The sequence below is a fragment of the uncultured Friedmanniella sp. genome, from assembly GCF_964244005.1.
In the GTDB taxonomy this organism is placed as follows: domain Bacteria; phylum Actinomycetota; class Actinomycetes; order Propionibacteriales; family Propionibacteriaceae; genus Microlunatus.
On sequence record NZ_CAXTHG010000021.1, the window covers coordinates 70,776 to 87,609 of the forward strand.

At 72.3% G+C, this 16,834-nt stretch carries 17 protein-coding genes; 8 read left to right on the forward strand and 9 right to left on the reverse strand.

Annotation, left to right across the window (positions count from 1 at the left end):
* Window positions 1-258: a PLD nuclease N-terminal domain-containing protein gene (locus ACFE76_RS14060; RefSeq protein ID WP_375432387.1), complete on the reverse strand. Its 258-nt coding sequence runs from the start codon at window positions 256-258 to the stop codon at window positions 1-3.
* An 86-nt stretch (window positions 259-344) separates the two neighbouring features.
* On the opposite strand from ACFE76_RS14060, the gene ACFE76_RS14065 reads away from it, so the two are divergent.
* On the forward strand, window positions 345-1,142 hold the full coding sequence (locus tag ACFE76_RS14065) for a CDP-alcohol phosphatidyltransferase family protein (RefSeq protein WP_375432388.1): 798 nt from the start codon (window positions 345-347) through the stop codon (window positions 1,140-1,142).
* Complete coding sequence (locus ACFE76_RS14070) at window positions 1,139-2,023, forward strand: glycosyltransferase family 2 protein (RefSeq protein WP_375432389.1); 885 nt, start codon at window positions 1,139-1,141, stop codon at window positions 2,021-2,023. The genes ACFE76_RS14065 and ACFE76_RS14070 overlap by 4 nt, the downstream gene beginning before the upstream one ends.
* 58 nt (window positions 2,024-2,081) lie before the next feature.
* Here ACFE76_RS14070 and ACFE76_RS14075 read toward each other — a convergent pair whose 3' ends face one another.
* Together ACFE76_RS14075 and ACFE76_RS14080 are read right to left on the reverse strand one after the other, a co-directional pair.
* On the reverse strand, window positions 2,082-2,984 hold the full coding sequence (locus ACFE76_RS14075) for a 1,4-dihydroxy-2-naphthoate polyprenyltransferase (protein WP_375432390.1): 903 nt from the start codon (window positions 2,982-2,984) through the stop codon (window positions 2,082-2,084).
* The gene (locus ACFE76_RS14080; RefSeq protein ID WP_375432391.1) at window positions 2,981-4,171 is read right to left on the reverse strand and encodes an AMP-binding protein; all 1,191 of its coding nucleotides are present in this window, start codon (window positions 4,169-4,171) and stop codon (window positions 2,981-2,983) included. Before ACFE76_RS14080 ends, ACFE76_RS14075 begins: the two co-directional genes overlap by 4 nt.
* A 67-nt stretch (window positions 4,172-4,238) precedes the next feature.
* Here ACFE76_RS14080 and ACFE76_RS14085 point away from each other — a divergent pair, with 67 nt between their 5' ends.
* Entirely contained in the window at window positions 4,239-5,189 is a 951-nt protein-coding gene (locus tag ACFE76_RS14085) for an o-succinylbenzoate synthase (RefSeq protein WP_375432405.1), read from the forward strand.
* Window positions 5,182-6,816 carry a 2-succinyl-5-enolpyruvyl-6-hydroxy-3-cyclohexene-1-carboxylic-acid synthase gene (menD, locus tag ACFE76_RS14090; RefSeq protein WP_375432392.1) on the forward strand — a complete coding sequence of 545 codons (1,635 nt, stop codon included), beginning with the start codon at window positions 5,182-5,184 and terminating at the stop codon, window positions 6,814-6,816. Before ACFE76_RS14085 ends, menD begins: the two co-directional genes overlap by 8 nt.
* Here menD and ACFE76_RS14095 read toward each other — a convergent pair.
* Both ACFE76_RS14095 and ACFE76_RS14100 read right to left on the reverse strand, forming a co-directional pair.
* Window positions 6,779-8,575, reverse strand: a complete 1,797-nt coding sequence (locus tag ACFE76_RS14095; RefSeq protein ID WP_375432393.1) for a TM0106 family RecB-like putative nuclease — start codon at window positions 8,573-8,575, stop codon at window positions 6,779-6,781. The genes menD and ACFE76_RS14095 overlap by 38 nt on opposite strands.
* A gap of 5 nt (window positions 8,576-8,580) precedes the next feature.
* Window positions 8,581-9,294, reverse strand: a complete 714-nt coding sequence (locus ACFE76_RS14100; protein ID WP_375432394.1) for a demethylmenaquinone methyltransferase — start codon at window positions 9,292-9,294, stop codon at window positions 8,581-8,583.
* A 308-nt stretch (window positions 9,295-9,602) separates the two neighbouring features.
* Here ACFE76_RS14100 and ACFE76_RS14105 point away from each other — a divergent pair, with 308 nt between their 5' ends.
* A complete protein-coding gene (locus ACFE76_RS14105; RefSeq protein WP_375432395.1) occupies window positions 9,603-9,881 on the forward strand; it encodes a hypothetical protein in 279 nt (92 codons plus the stop codon).
* Window positions 9,878-10,060 carry a hypothetical protein gene (locus tag ACFE76_RS14110; protein WP_375432396.1) on the forward strand — a complete coding sequence of 61 codons (183 nt, stop codon included), beginning with the start codon at window positions 9,878-9,880 and terminating at the stop codon, window positions 10,058-10,060. The genes ACFE76_RS14105 and ACFE76_RS14110 overlap by 4 nt, the downstream gene beginning before the upstream one ends.
* 476 nt (window positions 10,061-10,536) lie before the next feature.
* Here the strand turns inward: ACFE76_RS14110 and ACFE76_RS14115 are convergent, their stop codons facing one another.
* The 4 genes from ACFE76_RS14115 to ACFE76_RS14130 all read right to left on the reverse strand — a co-directional run bounded on the left by ACFE76_RS14115 (window position 10,537) and on the right by ACFE76_RS14130 (window position 14,267).
* Complete coding sequence (locus tag ACFE76_RS14115) at window positions 10,537-11,931, reverse strand: hypothetical protein (RefSeq protein ID WP_375432397.1); 1,395 nt, start codon at window positions 11,929-11,931, stop codon at window positions 10,537-10,539.
* Between the two features lie 147 nt (window positions 11,932-12,078).
* Window positions 12,079-12,891, reverse strand: coding sequence for an anti-sigma factor domain-containing protein (locus ACFE76_RS14120; protein ID WP_375432398.1), 813 nt, complete (start codon window positions 12,889-12,891; stop codon window positions 12,079-12,081).
* On the reverse strand, window positions 12,888-13,520 hold the full coding sequence (gene sigK / locus ACFE76_RS14125) for an ECF RNA polymerase sigma factor SigK (RefSeq protein ID WP_375432399.1): 633 nt from the start codon (window positions 13,518-13,520) through the stop codon (window positions 12,888-12,890). The genes ACFE76_RS14120 and sigK overlap by 4 nt, the downstream gene beginning before the upstream one ends.
* 66 nt (window positions 13,521-13,586) lie before the next feature.
* Entirely contained in the window at window positions 13,587-14,267 is a 681-nt protein-coding gene (locus ACFE76_RS14130) for a fasciclin domain-containing protein (RefSeq protein WP_375432400.1), read from the reverse strand.
* Between the two features lie 194 nt (window positions 14,268-14,461).
* Between ACFE76_RS14130 and ACFE76_RS14135 the strand changes: the two genes are divergently transcribed.
* Together ACFE76_RS14135 and ACFE76_RS14140 are read left to right on the forward strand one after the other, a co-directional pair.
* Window positions 14,462-15,103 (forward strand): ATP-binding cassette domain-containing protein, encoded by a 642-nt coding sequence (locus ACFE76_RS14135; protein WP_375432401.1) that lies wholly within the window; start codon window positions 14,462-14,464, stop codon window positions 15,101-15,103.
* Window positions 15,103-16,740 carry a DUF6297 family protein gene (locus tag ACFE76_RS14140; protein WP_375432402.1) on the forward strand — a complete coding sequence of 546 codons (1,638 nt, stop codon included), beginning with the start codon at window positions 15,103-15,105 and terminating at the stop codon, window positions 16,738-16,740. The genes ACFE76_RS14135 and ACFE76_RS14140 overlap by 1 nt, the downstream gene beginning before the upstream one ends.
* Window positions 16,741-16,834: the final 94 nt, after the last annotated feature.

The window sequence follows — 16,834 nt, forward strand, 5'->3', positions numbered from 1 at the left end:
TCAGAGGCCGCGCAGGAAGTCGGCGTCGTCGTCGGGGGCGCTGGGGCGGGACCGGGGGGTGCGGGTGCCGAGCGACTCGGCGTTGGGGCGACCCAGGAAGAGCCAGCCGACAGCGCCGATCAGCGGCAGGCAGATGATCGCGGTGGCCCACAGCCAGCGGGGCATCCTGCGCACCGCGTAGGTCGGAGCCTGCGCCACCTCGACCACGCAGTAGATCATCAGCAGGGCCACGATGATGATCGGCAGGTACCGCCCCATGAAGGAAGTATGCGTCGCGCTGAGGGCGCGGACAACGTGCGCCGGTAATCCGGGGCGGAGCGGGGCCGCGCCACTAAGGTGGGCGGATGCCTGGCCTCCGTACCTCGGCGCACCCCGGGCCGACGATCGCCGAGCTGCGCGAGGTCACCCAACCGCCCAGCGTCCGGACCCGCGCGGGCGCCGAGCACTGGGTGGCGTCGGCCTACCTGCGGGACATCTCGCCCTACCTGACCCGGGTGCTGCTGCGGGCCGGGTTCAGCGCCAACGGGGTGACCTGGCTGATGATCCTCAGCGCCGCGCTCGCCGCCGTCAGCACCGGCTGGAACACCCTGTTCGGGGCGGTGCTGGCCGTGCTCTTCGTCCAGCTGCAGATGCTCCTCGACTGCAGCGACGGCGAGGTCGCGCGCTGGCGCCGTACCTCGTCCCCGTTGGGGGTCTACCTCGACCGGATCGGCCACTACGTCGCCGAGTGCGGCATCGCCGTGGCGCTGGGGGTCCGGGTCACCGGCGAGCTGCGGCTGAGCGGGGTCTGGATCAGCGCCGGGCTGCTGCTCGGACTCCTGGTGGCGCTGAACAAGGTCGAGAACGACCTCGTGCACGTCTCCCGGCACTACGCCGGGATGCCGCAGGTGCGCGACGCCGAAGCCGTCAAGGTGCCCACCCGCGGGCTCGTCCGCCGCGCCCGCCAGGTGGCGCGCTTCGTCCCGTTCCACCGGGTCTTCCACTCCGTGGAGCTGTCGCTGCTGGTGCTGGCCGCCGCGCTGGTCGACCTGGTCGCCGACGGCGCGGCCACCCGCGTCCTGCTGGCCGGGCTGGTCGTCGCCGCCGTGGTGACGGTGGTCGGCCATCTCGCCGCCGTCATCACCTCGTCGAGGTTGCGGTGAGCGCCGTCGAAGCCGCCGCCGCTCCCCGGTTCGGGGCGGTCGTGCTCACCATGGGCAACCGACCCGACGACCTCGCCCGCGCGCTGGCGTCGCTGCTGAGCCAGACCGACGTCGAGCTCGACGTCGTGGTCGTCGGCAACGGCTGGGTACCGGTCGGGTTGCCCGCCGGCGTCCGCGGGTACGCGCTGCCAGCCAACCTCGGTATCCCGGCCGGCCGCAACGCTGGCGTCCCTCAGGTCAGCGGCGACCTGCTGTTCTTTCTCGACGACGACGCCCGGCTGCCGCACGACCGGGTGCTGGCGACCATGGCCGCCCAGTTCGCCGCCGACCCGCGGCTCGGTCTGGTGCAGCCCCGGGTCGTCGACCCCGACGGCCGGCCGGCACCGCGACGCTGGACCCCGCGGGTCCGGGTGGGCGACCCCGGCCGGAGCAGCCCGGCCATGTCGGTCTGGGAGGGAGCGGTCGCCATCCGGCGACAGGCCTTCGACTACGCCAACGGCTGGCCCGAACGCTTCTGGTACGCCCACGAGGGGGTCGAGCTCGCCTGGCGGGTCTGGGACGCCGGTTTCCACGTCCGCTACGACGGCGAGCTCGAGGTGCACCACCCCGCCATCCAGCCCACCCGGCACGCCGAGTTCTACCGCTTCCAGGCCCGCAACCGGGTCTGGCTGGCCCGCCGAAACCTGCCCTTCCCCGTCGGCCTGGTCTACGTCCTCACCTGGGCCGCCATCGGTGGCATCCGGTTGCGCAGCCGCGAGGCCGTGGTCGAGACCCTCCGCGGCTACTGGCTCGGCCTCACCCGCCCCGGCGGCCGCCGCCGCCCGATGTCTTGGCGTACGGTCGGCCGGATGGCCCTCGCCGGCCACCCGCCGGTCATTTGATCCCCGACTTGTCAGCCCGTGTGGCTGCTGTAGCGACCGCTGACGCTGACAAGTCGGCTTAGAGGTGGCCCAGGACGAGGCCGAGGGTGAAGCCGACGGCGGCGAGCAGCTCGGTGGTGCCGGTGTTCTTCAGCACCGCGATCAGCTCACGCCCGGCCGCGCCGGCCAGGACGCGGCGGCAGGCCGGCACGGCGAGGGCCAGTCCGGCCAGGCCGAGCAGGGCCCAGAGGCTGGTCAGCAGCGCGACGACCACGATCAGCACGGCGGCCCCGGCGACGAGGCCGACGTAGAAGAGCCGGGTGCCGCGGTCGCCCAGCCGGGTGGCCAGGGTGCGCTTGCCGGCGGCAGTGTCGCCGCGCAGGTCCCGCAGGTTGTTGGCCACCAGCAGCGCGCAGGCCAGCGCGCCCACCCAGGCGCCGGTCAGCACCGTGGCCGTCGTGACCCGGCCGAGCTGGACGTAGACCGTGCCCGACACCGCGACCAGGCCGAAGAAGACGAAGACCGCCACCTCACCGAGGCCGCGGTAGCCGTACGGGCGCCGGCCCCCGGTGTAGGACCAGGCGGCCAGCACGCAGACCGCGCCGACGGCGAGCAGCCACCAGTGGCCGGTGAGCAGCACCAGTCCGAGCCCTGCCAGTCCGGCCAGCCCGAACGCGCCGAACGCCGCCCGCTTGACCGCTCCTGGCCGGGCCACGCCCGAGCCGACGAGCCGCAACGGTCCGACCCGGTTGGCGTCGGTGCCGCGGACGCCGTCGGAGTAGTCGTTGGCGTAGTTGACCCCGACCTGCAGGGCGAGCGCCACCACCAGGGCCAGCAGTGCCGCGACGGGGGAGAAGCCGCCGCCGGCGTACGCTAGTCCGGTCGCGGCGAGCACCGGGGAAGCCGCGGCGGGCAGGGTCCGGGGGCGAGAGCCGGCCAGCCACTGGCTGGCGGTGGGGTGCAGCGCCGCTTCGAGGGTCACGCGGGTGCTCCTGGGGTGCGGGTTGAATCTGGTGGGCCGAGATCGGCGACGATCTGTCGCCGGTCGATCTTGCCACTGCTGGTCCGCGGCAGCACGGTCCGTCCGACCAGGGTGCGGGGGGCGGCGTAGGTCGGCAGCCGGTCCCGCAGGTAGGCCCGCAGCCGGGTGAGCTCGGCCGCGGCCCGGGCCGGGCCCTCCACGACCGCGGCCACGGCCGTGCCCCACTCGGGATCCGGGACCCCCACCACGGCCACCTCCGCGCCGGCCAGCTCAGGCCAGCTGCGGACTGCCCGCTCGACCTCAGCCAGGTCGACGTTGAGCCCGCCGCTGATCACCACGTCGTCGACCCGGCCCAGGACGGTCAACCGACGCTCCTGTCCGTGCAGGTCCCAGCGCCCTCGGTCGGCGGTGACCAGCCGGCCGTTGGTGACCGCGGCCGCGGTCAGGTCCGGCCGCAGCCGGTAGCCGGAGAAGAGCACCGGGCCGCCGATGCTGATCCTTCCGGCCCGAGCGGCGTCGAGAGCGACGTCCACCCCCGCCAGCGGGACGCCGTCGTAGACGCAGCCACCGCAGGTCTCGCTCATGCCGTAGCTCGTCACCACCTGGACGCCGGCCCGAGCGGCCGCGGCGGCCAGCGGCGCGGCCAGCGGGCCACCCCCGACGAGGACGGCGTCGAAGTCGGGCAGGATCTCGGCGAGCTCGGGCTGCCCCAGCGCGCGGGCGAGCTGGGTGGGCACGATCGAGAGGTACCGCCGGCCGCGCAGCCGGTCGGCCACCGCCATCAGGTCGCCCATGTCGGGCCGGGCCCGGTACGCCGCGGTCCCGGCGCCCTGCGCCCGCGCCAGCACCATCAGCCCTGCGACGTAGTGCGCCGGCAGGCACAGGACCCAGTCGCCCGGCCCGCCGAGCCGTTCGTGGGTGGCGGCCGACCCGGCCCGGATGGCCTCGGCCGACAGCAGCACCCCCTTGGGGCGTCCGGTCGAGCCTGAGGTCGAGACGACCACCGCGGCCCCGGCTTCGACGGGCTCCTCCGGTCGCAGCATCGCCAGCGCCTGGTCGCGTTCGAGCCCGGCGGGCGGTAGCGGTGCGATCGCTGGACCGCCGGCCAACGCCGCGGCGAGGGCCTCCGGCAGGGCGTCCGGGTCGACGAGCCGCAGCAGCGAGGGACCGTGCGCGGGGGCGGACACGCCGGGAAGAATAGTCCGGAAGGGCCAGACTGGACGGGTGAGTGCACCCACCACGTACGCGATCGCGATGCGGACCCGCTTCCGGGGCATCGACCAGCGGCAGGGGATGGTCTGGCGCGGGCCGGCCGGCTGGGCGGAGTGGAGCCCGTTCCTGGACTACGACGGACCCGAGCTGGTGCCGTGGTGGCGGGCCGCGGTCGAGGCGGCCGAGCAGGGCTGGCCGGAGCCCGTCCGGGACCGGGTCCTGGTCAACAGCACCATCCCGGCGCTTCCACCCGAGCAGGCGTACACGCTGGCTGCGGCGGCGAGCTGCGGGACGGCGAAGGTGAAGGTGGCTGAGCGGGGCCAGTCGTTGGCCGACGACCTGGCCCGGGTGGAAGCCGTCCGGGACGCCCTCGGTCCCTCAGGCCAGGTGCGGGTGGACGCCAACGGAGGCTGGAGCGTCGACGAGGCGGAGACGGCGGTCCGGCAGCTCGCCCGTCACGGGCTCGAGTACGTCGAGCAGCCCTGCGCGCAGGTGGAGGAGCTGGCCGAGCTGCGGCGCCGGCTCGCGCGGCGCGGCGTGCACGTGCTGATCGCGGCGGATGAGTCGATCCGCCGGGTCGAGGACCCGTACCGGGTGCGCGAGCTCGAGGCCGCCGACGTCGCGGTGCTGAAGGTGCAGCCGCTGGGCGGCGTCCGTGCCTGCCTCGAGATCGCCGAACGTATCGGCCTGCCCGTGGTGGTCTCGAGCGCCCTCGAGACGTCGGTGGGCATCCGTGCCGGCGTGGCGCTGGCGGCGGCCCTGCCCGAGCTGCCGTACGCCTGCGGGCTCAACACGGTCCCGCTGCTGACCGGGGACCTGGCTGTGACGCCTCTGGTCGCCCAGGCCGGCGAGCTGCCGGTCACCGACCTGGTGCTCGACGAGGAGCGGCTGGCCAGACATCGAGCGCGGCCGGAGGTGGCCGCCTTCTGGCAGGCTCGGCTCGTGCGGATCTCTGAGCTGGCGAGGGCGACCGAGCGGGTCGGCCGTGGCTGAGGCCACCCGCTGCGCGCGGGTGCTGGTCGAGGCGCTGCTCACCGCCGGGGTCCGCGACGTCGTGCTCACGCCCGGGTCGCGCAGCGCGCCGCTGGCGTACGAGCTCTTCGAGGCCGACCGGATCGGCCTGCTCACCCTGCACGTACGCATCGACGAGCGCAGCGCCGGCTTTCTGGCTCTCGGCCTGGCCCGCGGCTCCGGGCTCGTCGTGGCGGTGGTCACCACCTCGGGCACCGCGGTCGCCAACCTGCACCCGGCTGTGCTGGAGGCCTGGCACGCCCACCTGCCCCTGGTCGTGGTCACCGCCGACCGGCCCCGCAGCCAGGCCCACACCGGCGCCAACCAGACCACCGACCAGGAGCATCTCTTCGGCCGGCACGTCCGGGCCTTCGCGGCGGTCGCCGACACCGGCGGGGACGTGGCCGGCTGGCGGTTCGAGACGCTCCGGGTGCTCACTGCGGCGGCCGGTACCCGCAGCCGGTTACCCGGACCGGTGCAGCTGAACGTCGCCTTCTCCGAGCCGCTCACCCCGACGGAGGTCGCGCCGATCCCGGCCGCCCCCGAGGTGCACGTCGCCGCGTCCCGCAGCAGTGAGCCGACGCTGCTGCCTGCCGGCCCCCAGACGGTCGTGGTGGCCGGGGACATGCCGCCAGCCGCCGGGAGAGCGGCGGCTGAGCTGGCCGCCGACGCCGGACTGCCGCTGCTCGCCGAGCCCTCGAGCAACGCCCGGCACGGCGGCACGGCACTGTCGACCTACCGGCTGCTGCTGGCGTCCGGGCTCGCGGAGGAGGTCGAACGGGTGGTGCTGTTCGGCCGCGCGACCCTGTCGCGACCAGTCACCCGGCTGCTCGGCCGCCGTGACGTCGAGCTCGTCGTCGTGTCCCCGTTCGCCGACTGGCCTGACCCGGGCCGGGTGGCCGCCACGGTGGCGGACGGGGTCACCTTCGCGCCCGGCAGCGGTGACCCGGACTGGTGGACGGCCTGGCAGCAGGCCGAGACCCAGGCTCGGGACCAGCTGGACGACCTGCTGGCCGCACAGCCCTACCTGACCGGACCTGCTCTCGCCGCTGCCCTCTGGAGCGCCCTCGGCCGGGCGGACGCCCTTGTCGTCGGGTCGTCCAACCCCGTCCGGGACCTCGACCTCGCCCCGCTCTCGGCCGACCCGCCGGAGGTGTACGCCAACCGGGGCCTCGCCGGCATCGACGGGCTCGTCTCCACGGCGGCGGGCGTCGCGCTCACCCGGGACCGGCCCACCCACGCCCTGCTGGGCGACCTGACCCTGCTGCACGACGCCGGCGGACTGGTCATCGGGCGTAAGGAGCCGCGACCGGACCTGCGGCTGGTGGTGGCCAACGACGACGGCGGCAGCATCTTCGCCACCATCGAGCAGGGCCAGCCGGCGCACCTACGCGCGTTCGAACGCGTCTTCGCCACCCCGCACGGGGCCGACCTGCAGGCGCTCGCCGCCGCCAGCGGCACCCGCTATCACCGGGTGAGCGACGCCGCCGAGCTCACCGCCGTGCTGGCGGAGCCGCCGGTGGGGCTGGAACTGGTCGAGGCGGTCGTCGACCGCGCCCACCGGCGCACCCTCAACGAGCAGGTCCTGGCGATCGCAGCCACGCTCTGAGGGCGTGGGTGGCGGTCACGTCGTCCTCGTTGTACTCCAGCACCCGGGTCCGAGCCTGGTCACGGGTGCTGGCGTCCGCGTCGTGGACGGCGTCGGCGAACCAGGCTTGGGAGTTGAGCCCGCCCGGGTCGTCGTCGCGCCAGCGAAAGCCGGCGTGCTGGGCGATGGGTTTGAGCCCCAACCCGTTCACCCCGAAGAAGTGGGTCTTGACCACGTCGTAGAGGTCGACGAACTCGGCCTCGGCGTACGCGGCGGCCCAGGCCAGCAGCGGGTCGTCGGGGGCGCGGTCGGCGAGGGCGCGGATGGCCGACGGCTCGTAGGCGCTGTAGTGGTAGACGCGTACCGACCGACCCTGGTGCACCAGGTCACGCAGCCAGCCAAAGGCCTCCCGGGCCAGGTCGAGCTCGTCCGCCTCGTCCAGGTCGGTGAACGCGCTGACGTGGGAGTAGTCCGGTGGTGCGTCGCTGCGCCGGTCGTGCAGCAGGAAGCCCCAGAGGTAGATCCGCCCGTCGGCGGCGCTCTCGATGTCGAGGTCCACCTCGATCTCGGCGCCGGGAAAGGTGATGTCGCCGCTGGTCTCGCGGGCGAAGACCTCGTCGGCCTGCAGCATCCGGGCCCGCCGGCTCGCGACCCGCAGCCGGCCCTCCGCGCCCGAGCGGTGGGTCACCTGGGGCAGGTAGTCGGGCAGCAGCGTGGTCAGGTCGGCCGCCGCGAGCGCCGTGACGGTCCCCGTCCCGAGCCGGCGCAGGGCGAGCACCTCACGGACGTCGAGGGCGCCCTTGCCGATCCGCAGGCTCACGTCGTCCTCGCTCAGCTCGCTGCGACAGCGCTCCCACCAGGGACAGCGGGGGCACTCGTCGCAGACCACCGGCTGGACCAGGGGAGCCGGGTCGTCCGCGGCGCCGGTCCGCTGCCGGGCGACCGCGGCCACGTCGAGCCGCAGCGCGAACTCGTGGTCGTAGCGTTCGAGGACGCTGCGCAGCCGCCAGCCGCTCGGCGCGCTCCGGGAGTACGTGCGGACCAGCGGTACGGACAGGTCGAACCAGGCCAGCAGCGGTGCCTCTGCGGTGGCGGTGTCAGTGCCGATCACCGCCGCGAGCGGAGTGTCGGGGGCGAAGCCGGCGGCGGCGAGCAGCCGGACGTCGTGGGCCAGCTGCAGCAGGTCGGACTCGCGGCTGCGCAGCCGGAACACCATCCCCGGCAGCGGCTCCAGGGCCAGCGGGCGGGGGTCGGCGAACGTCGAGGTGTGCACGGCCGGTGGCGGCGGGTCCTCGGCCGCGGGGGGTGTGCGCCGGGAGCTCGTGGCCAGCAGCACCTTGTGCGGCTGGACCTCGACCGGGTGGTACGTCGGTCGCCCGTCGGCGGAGTCGACACCGCGCACCAGGACGTCGGGTCGACCGATCCGCCGGCCCACGCGGTCGGCGGGCAGCGTGCCGCCGATGATGACGTGAGCGCCCACCGTCATCGCCCGCAGACAGGACTCGACGGCCGTGGCCGGCTCGTCGGCCAGCAGCCGGAGATCGACGACCAGGCCGGGGGCCGCGGCGATCAGGGCCTCGACGAGCCGGGCCTCGACCTCGCGGGCGTGCTGCAGCTGAGCGGGTACGACGACCTCGCCCGGCTCCGGGTCGGGCAGCGCCGAGGTCTGGTCGTGGCTGTGGTGGGTCTTCACCGGGCAGCTGCCCGCGGCCCGGGAACCCAGCAGCACCGAGCTGCGCCCTGCGGGCTCTGACGCCGCCGACGCCGCTGAGCTCGCCACGGCGGTCATGCTCGCGCCCGGTGCAGGGCCACGATCCCGGCGCTGAGGTTGCGCCACTCCACCTGCTGCCAGCCGGCCGCCTGGACCAGCCCGGCGAGCGCCGCCTGGTCGGGCCAGGCCTGGATCGACTCGGCCAGGTACTCATACGCCACCGGGTTGGAAGCGACAGCGCGGGCGACCCGGGGGAGCGCGCCGAGCAGGTACGTACCGTAGACCGCGCGCAGCGGGGCCCAGACGGGCGTTGAGAACTCACAGACCACCAGCGTGCCGCCCGGGCGGGTGACGCGGCGTAGCTCGGCCAGCGCGGCGGCGGTGTCCTCCACGTTGCGCAGCCCGAAGGAGATGGTGACCGCGTCGAAGGCTCCGTCGGCGTACGGCAGGCTGAGCGCGTCTCCGGCGACGAAGCTCAAGCCGGGCCGGCGCTGCCGACCCACCGCGAGCATGCCGAGCGACAGGTCGGTCGCGACGACCGTGGCGCCGGCGCGGTCGAACGGCTCGCTCGACGTCCCCGTACCGGCCGCGAGATCGAGGATGCGCTGGCCCGGCTGCGGGTCGACTGCCTCGACCACCCGCTGGCGCCAGCCCCGGTCCTGGCCGAGCGAGAGCAGGTCGTTGAGCAGGTCGTACCGGGCCGCCGTCCGGTCGAACATCGCCGCCACGTCGGCCCTGCGCTTGTCGAGCGTCGCTCGCTTGTTCTCGGTCAGCCTGTTCTCTCCCACGTCCAAGAGCCTCCCACGGGCCACTGACAATTCTTGTTCGTCGCCCGAGAGCGTGCGATCGGCGCACCCCGGAAACGCTGGGGCCGCTGACACCAGCATCTGCGTCGCGGTTCCCCGGTCCGAGACCGAACCGGGGGGTGAGGGGCGGCTGTGGCCCAGGCGCACGAGGCGGCAACCGCTGCCGGCCACGATGCGGTGGATCGGCGGCCGGAGTGGTGGGAGCGGCTGCGCGACCGGCTGGGTGTGTGGGTGGCTGCTCATCCGGTGCTGGTAGGTCGGGTCCGCTCCGATGGCTGGCGATCTGTGTGGTGGGGCTGCTCGTCCTCGGGGTGATGTCGGTTCTCTTCCCGAACGTCCGGGCGGCGGCGGGGGTGTACGTCGGGGTGGTGTGGATCCTGCTGTACTGGTTCTGGCTGGCGCGCACGCGAACTCTCACCCTGGGTGGTCTGACCCTGCTGTACGGGGTGTGCGTTCCGTGGTCGTTGACGGTCGGGCTGGTCTCGCTGCACCTGTCGGCGTTGATGCCGGCGGACTGGCCGCTGCGCGGCGCGGGCACGTTGGCCCGGGGATCGGGATCGCCCGGTTGACCGAGGAGTCGTTCAAGCTGGTTCCGGTCGCGGTGCTGGTGGCGTTGGCCCCGGGTCGGGTGCGCCGGTTCGGGTGGCAGACCCGGCTCGGTGACGCCGACGTCAACACCGCGGGTGCGGTGCGCCGCCTCCGCGAGGGGATCCTCAGCACCGGGATGGCGGAGATCAGCCTGGTCTAGGTCGTCGGACGGGATCTGCGCCAGGGTGTGGCGATGCACGCCCGGCAGCCAGGGGAGTCGAGGCGGGATGCGATGCTACGCGGCCGGGCGGGGCTGATGGTGCAGCGCGAGACCCGCGAGATCGCCACCGACGCCAACGCCGGACCGGGTGAGCGGCACGGGTGGCGTGTGGCCGGGCTCGTCGCTCTTTCGTGCTGCTGGCGGTCCTCGGCCTGGTCGCGGGGCCGGCGCTGGCTGGGAGCTCATCCAGTTTGGTGTGTTCGAAGGTGACCAGCACGCAGCGGCCGATGCTGTCGTCGCAAGCTTGCGGAAGTCGCTCAACGACCCGTTGAGGGAGCCGGGGTGAGGACGATCTCGGGTAGGCCTCAGCATCTGGGGGAACGTCCTCACAGCCCAGAGCGGGGGGACACCGGAAACATTGTTGTCACTTGTGTGCCGTAGTCGCCACCGAAGTGACAACGCTCCGGGTGGACGCCTCAGCGGTTCGCGAAAAAGTCTCGCTTCTTGATCAGCTCGGCGACGGCTGGCGGGACCATCGGTTCCCAGGAGTCGTCGCCGCAGCCGATCCGGCGCAGCACGTCGCGGGAGAGGATCGGCAGGTACTCACCCTTGTACTGGTCGAGGTGGACAAAGCTGCCGCGCATCGCCAGGTAGTCGAAGAGCGGCTGGGTGCCGGGATCGACCTGGAGGTCCTCCACCGTGACCACCGTGCTGTCCTCGGCCCGCAGCATCGGGTAGACGAAGAGCTTGAGGTCGTTCTTGAACAGCCGGCCCAGGCTCTCGAGCAGCCCGCCCTGCATCTGGGTGTGGTTGGACTCGTCGAAGAGGTCGGCCAGGCTCGGCACGCCCATCACGATCCCGATCCGCTCGGACGTGCGCTCGGCGAGGTAGTGGGCGAGCCGGTTGTACTCGAAGTAGTCGGAGATGAGCACCGTCATGCCGCAGGCGGCCAGCAGGTCGGCACGCGCGAGGAAGTCGCGTCGGTCGACCGAGCCACCGGCGAGCAGGTTGCGCATCGAGAGCTCCGCCAGGGCCAGCACGGGCTTGCCGGCGACAGCCGGGTCCTGTTCGAACTTCTCCCGAGCGCAGTCGAGCATGTCGATGTTGACCACGGTCGGGGGGCGGAAGCTGCCGCGCTCGACCAGGACGGCGTGCTTGCGCAGCACCTCGCTCGGCTGCAGGACCTCGCGGTCGGGCCCGAACATCGCCACCCCGGACAGCCCCAGCCGGACCAGCTCCAGCGCCATCAGCCGGTTGTCGACGTGCCGGAACTCGATTCCCTTGAACTGGATCATGTCGATTTCGATCCGCCCGGTGGACAGCCGGTCCAACAGGCTCTGGACGATCTCCTCGGGCTCCTGGCGCTCGAAGAACGCGGCGTGCAGCAGGTTCACCCCGACGATGCCGAGGGCCTCCTGCTGCATCGCGGCGTCGTTGTCGAGCATCCGGACGTGAAGGACGATCTGGTTGGGCTCGTCCATCGGGTGCGCCTGGAAGCGCACGCCCATCCAGCCGTGGCACTCGTTGCCGCCGGCGTAGCTGCGGGCGACGACGGTGTCGGCGAATGCGAAGAAACAGCTGTTGTCGCCCCGGCTCTGGGACAGCCGGTCTACGTTGAGGGTGAGCTCGTGGTCGAGCATCGCCTGCAGCCTGCCCAGTGAGACGTAACGCTGGGACTTGCCGTAGACGGCGTCGGAGACCGCCATGTCGTAGGCCGACATCGACTTGGCGATCGTGCCCGCCGCCCCGCCGGCGCGAAAGAACCAGCGCGCCACCTCCTGACCCGCCCCGATCTCCGCGACCGTCCCGTACCAGCGGGAGTCGAGGTTGATCCTGAGGGCCTTCTGCAGTGTGTCGGTACCGATCTCCATGGGCACATCCTGGGGCCGGGGCCGCCGCGGGGAAAGACCGGTCCGGCAGACGCGGCGAAATCTTAACGTCCCCGGCACGTCGTCAAGCCCCCCGCGGCCGACTGTCAGTGGTGCTCAGTCGGCCCCGAGGGGCTCAGCGGACGTACGTCAGAGGGGGGAAAGCTTCTGAATGTCGGTCGGACTTGTTGCCCCGCCAGCCTTCTCGATCGAGATCGCCAGTGCGGAGGACTGAGCGATATCGCCGCGGAACCACTGTTTGATCCCGTTGCCGCCACTGACCAGGTTGTCCGGTGTTACTGCCTTATCTTTCAGCGTCCAGAGCTGGTAGGTCTTGTCCGACCCGGGGCTCGGCAGGCTGCTTGCGGTGAACAGAGCGCGGTTGAGACTCTTCGAGGCGACGAAGGAACCGCGGGCGCCGTTATTGAGCTCGATCGGGATCGTCTTGACGTCCGGGGCGCTGTAGAGCTGCGTCTCCAGCGTGGCCGAGGCGATCTGGCCCTCCTGCTGTTGCTTGAGGCTCACGACCCAACCGCCCATCGCCAGGGCGACGACCAGAGCCGCCGCGACGGCGAGGGAGAGCAAGCGACTACGCCGACGGGCCCGGCGCAGGGCCAGCTCGTCAACGGGCATCGCCCGCTGCGGAAGGTGCTCGACCTCAGCCGCTGAGGTGGGCTCAGCAAAGGCGAGCGGCAGGATGCCGGGCACCGCGTTCGGCGCGGCCACCGTCGGGTCGGGCGGCAGCACCCGGACCCCGCTGATGGCCGACATGATCGAGCCCTTCAGCGCTGCCGGCGGTGGCGCCGTCGCGAGCAGCGACAGCTCAGCCGCGGTCTCGCAGAACTCGATCACCTCACGGCTGCAGGTCGCGCAGGCCGCCAGGTGCGCCTCGAACTCGTCCAGCTCGGACGTGTCCAGTGCGTGCAGCACGTAGGAGCCCGTCGCTCCATGGATCTCACTCATGCCTCTACCCCCAAGGCGTCCCGCAGGCCGATCAGGCCGTCTCGGATTCTGGTTTTTACGGTGCCGAGGGGGAGCCTCAACAGTGAAGCAACCTGGCTCTGGGTGTACCCGCCGAAGTAGGCCAACGTCAAGGCCTCCCGCTGGATCGCGGTCAACGAGGCCATCCCCTTGCGGACGCGTTCCACGTCCAGCTGTTGTTCCACGCCCTCCCAGACGTGGTCGACCTCGCGGTCAGCTGCGGTGACGGCGTACCGCTCGTCCCGTGCGACCTCGCTGGTGACCGACCGCACGCGGTCGACCGCCCGGCGGTGGGCCATCGTCGTCATCCAGGCCATCGCGCTGCCCTTGGCGGCGTCGAAGCGGGCTGACTGGCGCCACACCTCCACGAACACCTCCTGGGTGACTTCTGCAGCATAGTCGGCCGAGCGCAGCACCCGGAGCACCGTCCCGTAGACCCGCGACGAGGTGAGGTCGTACAGCTCGGAGAACGCGTCCTCATGACCCCGTGCGGAGCGCGTCAGCAGCTCGACGAGGTGAGCAGCTTCGGCCTCTCGGCCGGTACCGCTCGCGTTCGCCCCCGACCCGGAGGACTGACCTCCGGGGTCGGGGGGAAGCGTCGACGCGTTCATGGATCCTTGTACTGCTCGCAACTGTGGTCTGGTCACGTGAACTGTCTCACAGGTCGCGAGAGACGATCAGGACTTCGGCAGCAGGACGGTGTCGATGATGTAGACCGTCGCGTTGGCCGTCTGCACGTTGCCGCACAGGACCTTGGCCGAGCCGCCGCCACCGACGCTGACGGTGAAGTCCTCGCCCGAGCCCTTGACGGTGATCTTCTGGTCCTTGTTGAGGCTCTGGTGCGTACCGGCGACGGTGTCCGGGGTCAGCGTGGGCGTCGTGACGTGCTCGGTCAGGATCGCGGTCAGCGTCTTCTTGTCGGCGAGCACCTTGGCCAGGGTCTTCTTGTCGATCTTGGCGAAGGCGTCGTTGGTCGGCGCGAAGACGGTGATGTCCTTCGCGTTGTTGAGCGTGTCGACGAGGCCGGCCTTCTTGACCGCGGTGACCAGCGTGGTGAGCAGCTCGTTGTTGCTCGCGGCGGTGGCGACCGGGTCGGAGGACATGCCGTCGAAGGAGCCCTTACCGGAGGTCGGGACGGCGGAGCACGCGCTGCCGAAGGGCTCGCTGGCCATGTCGGTGCTGGCCGAGGCCGACATGGAGGGCGAGGAGCTCATCGAGGGCGAGGACGCCGCTGACGAGGGGGCGGCGGCCGGAGCGGCCGGGGTCTCGGTGCTGCTGCCGCAGGCGGCGAAGGTCAGCGGGAGGGCCAGCGCGGCGGCGAGGCCGGCAAACTTGGCCACACGAGTGGTGGAGAACATGGTGGTCCTTTCGAGAACCGTGGTGAAGAACGGGAGATGGATGCAGACCCGGGAAGGGACTGTCTCTCGGCTGTGATTCGTCGCGCCTGCTCAGGGGGATTGGTAAGCGCGCGACCGGGTTTCCGGAACGACCCGGCGGCCCGTCCCCGCGGCGATGGTCTGGAGCACTCGCAGCGAGAGGGCAGAATTCCCTCATGGCCAAACGCACCACCGTTCTCAAGGTCTCCGGTCTGCGGAGGGCGTTCGGGCCGGTGACCATCCTCGACCGCTTCTCTCTCGAGGTCCGGGCCGGCGAGGCCATCGCCCTCACCGGCCGTAACGGGGCGGGCAAGTCGACGCTCCTGCGCTGCCTGGTCGGAGCCGACCGACCGGACGAGGGCACGGTCGAGGTGATGGGTCACCCGATGTCGGAGACCTCGCCACAGATCCGGCGCGACGTCGCCACGGTGATCGACGACCTCGACTTCTTCCCCGACCTCAGCGTCGTCGAGCATCTCGACCTGCTCGCCCGCGCCCACGGCATCGCCGACCCGGACGCGGTGGTGGACGAGGTTCTCGAGGAGGTCCAGCTCGTCCCGCAGTCGGGCCAGCTGCCCGGCACGCTGTCGTCGGGGCAGCGGCGCCGGCTCGCGCTCGCGACCGCGTTCGTCCGACCGCGCAAGCTGCTGATCCTGGACGAGCCCGAGCAGCGGCTGGACACCGAGGGTGTCCGCTGGCTCGCCGAACGGCTCAAGACCGAACGGGCCCAGGGGCTGGCCATCGTCTTCGCCAGCCACGAACCCACCCTGGTCGAGGCCGTGGCCACCCGTACGGTCGAGCTGGGGGCGCCCCGCTGATGAGCACCCTCGACGCCGCCGACGCCGTCGTCCCCGGTCCAGAGCTGACCCCGGCCTCGCCGCGGGAGCTCAAGCGGCTGATCAAGGACTGGCGCCGCGGCCGCGCCACCAAGACCCTGACCGAGGCGTTCCACGACGCGTACGTGGCGCTGATCGGCGCGCTGATGATCGGCGCGATGGTCGTCAACGTCATCCTCAAGGCCCAGCGCACCGTGTCCTCGTGCGACTCCGCGTCGTGCCTGTCGGCCCGTACGGTGCTGCCCTGGGCCGGTTTTGCCGCCGCGGTCGGGGTGGCGTTGGCGATCAGCCGGCTCTTCGGCCCGGTCCTGGCGTCGGCGGCCGAGGGCTTCTGGCTGCTCGACGCCCCGATCTCCCGCGCCCGGCTGCTGCGGTCCCGGCTCTTCATGGCGGTGGGGATCGCGCTGGTCGGCGGCGCGGCGCTGGGCGCGCTCGTCTCCGCGCTGACCGGCTCGGCCGGCAGCGAGGTGGTGGCCTGGACGGCCGCGACCGGGCTGTCCGCCGCGGCGGCGGTGTCCTTCGCGGCCGCCCAGCAGGGCGCCGAACGGCACCGGCTGACCACGGTCGCGAGCTACGTGTTCGGGCTGCTCGGGCTCGCCGCGCTGCTGCTGGTGATCGGGATCGCGGCCGGCTGGCTGAGCCTCGGCTTCAGCAACGACGTCGGGACCGAGCTGGCGCTGTCCCTGGCCGGCTTCGCCGTCGCGGTGCTGCTGACCAGCTTTGCGGTGGCGCAGCTGCGGCTCAAGCAGATCCGGCGCACCCGGCTGCTCAGCGGCGGCGCGCTCGTCAGCGGCATCTCCGGCGCCTTCTTCGCCCTCGACATCGGACTGGCCCGCGACATCGTGGTGGAGCGGCGCGCGGTCGAGAAGGGCCACGTGCACCCGGTCCGGGGCAAGGGCTTGGGCTTGCAGGCCCTCACGTGGCGCGAGTGGCAGCGGCTCCGTCGCTTCCCCCAACCACTACTGGCGCTGGCCGGCACGGCGGTCGTCCCGTACGCCGCGGACGCGCTGGGGATGAGCCAGCTCACGCCCGTCTTTGCCGCCCTGGCCCTGTTCGCGGCGCTGATCCCGCTGCTCGGCGGTCTGCGGGTGCTGACCCGTACCGGCGGGCTGGCGCGCTGCCTGCCGTTCACGCTGACCCAGATCAAGCTCGCCTCGATCACGGTGCCGGCCATCCTGGCCGCGATCTGGGCCGTGGTCACGACGGCGGCCTACCGCGGGTTCGGCGACGGGTCCGTGCCGCGTTCGATCCCGGACGCCTCGCTGATGTCGATCGCGACGGCCGCGGCCGGGCTGCTGGCGGCCGTCCGCTGGACGCAGGCCAAGGGTGTCGACTTCGGCGCGCCGATGATCTCGACCCAGGCCGGCGCCTTCCCGCCCGGGCTGATGACGAACCTCTTCCGCGGCTTCGACGTCGCTCTGCTGGTGACCGCCCCGATGCTGCTGCGGCTGTCGCCGTTCTGGTCGCTGCTGATCGCGGGCATCGCGGCCCTGATCCTGCTCAACTCGATGGACGCCGAGTCGTTGCGCGCCCGCCAGGCCGACCAGAAAGCCGACCTCGAGCGGCAGCGCAAGCAGCGCGAGGCCGAGCTGATCGCGAGCAAGCAGCGCAAGCGCTGAGGTTGTCCCTGAGAACCGACCCCCAGATGAGGTCATGCGGGCCTCAGATTCAAGGAATTGGTGCAACACCTGACTGAGAGGTGTTGATCATGAG